Origin of the sequence: Mesoflavibacter sp. CH_XMU1422-2 (assembly GCF_037029245.1) — a bacterium.
In the GTDB taxonomy this organism is placed as follows: domain Bacteria; phylum Bacteroidota; class Bacteroidia; order Flavobacteriales; family Flavobacteriaceae; genus Mesoflavibacter; species Mesoflavibacter zeaxanthinifaciens.
Genome location: NZ_JAYMEE010000080.1, coordinates 793 through 1,171 on the forward strand (window position 1 = coordinate 793; position 379 = coordinate 1,171).

General features: G+C 38.8%; 1 protein-coding gene. It reads left to right on the top strand.

The window, feature by feature from the left end:
* On the top strand, positions 1-379 hold a 379-nt coding region (locus WA340_RS12720), incomplete at both ends, for a hypothetical protein (protein WP_336129359.1).

A 379-nucleotide genomic window follows, 5' to 3' on the forward strand; every position in this document is an offset into this window, starting at 1 on the left:
GTCTACTTCAGCAACGTTAACTATTGAAGATACTACTGCGCCAGACTTAGCACTTTGTTCAGATGTTTCAGATGAAACTATTGAATGTGATGGTAACAATAACAGTACTTTAGCATCTGATTGGAATGCGGCTAACATCGCGGCTTTACAAACGTGTCCTACGGATAGTTGTGATGCAGATGCTAACTATACCGTAACGTCTGACTTCGACTTTAATAACTTTGTGAGTTCTTGTGGTCTTGGTGGTACTATCACTGTAAACTATACAGTAGCTGATGATTGTGGAAAAATAGCTTCTACTTCAGCAACGTTAACTATTGAAGATACTACTGCGCCAGACTTAGCACTTTGTTCAGATGTTTCAGATGAAACTATTGAA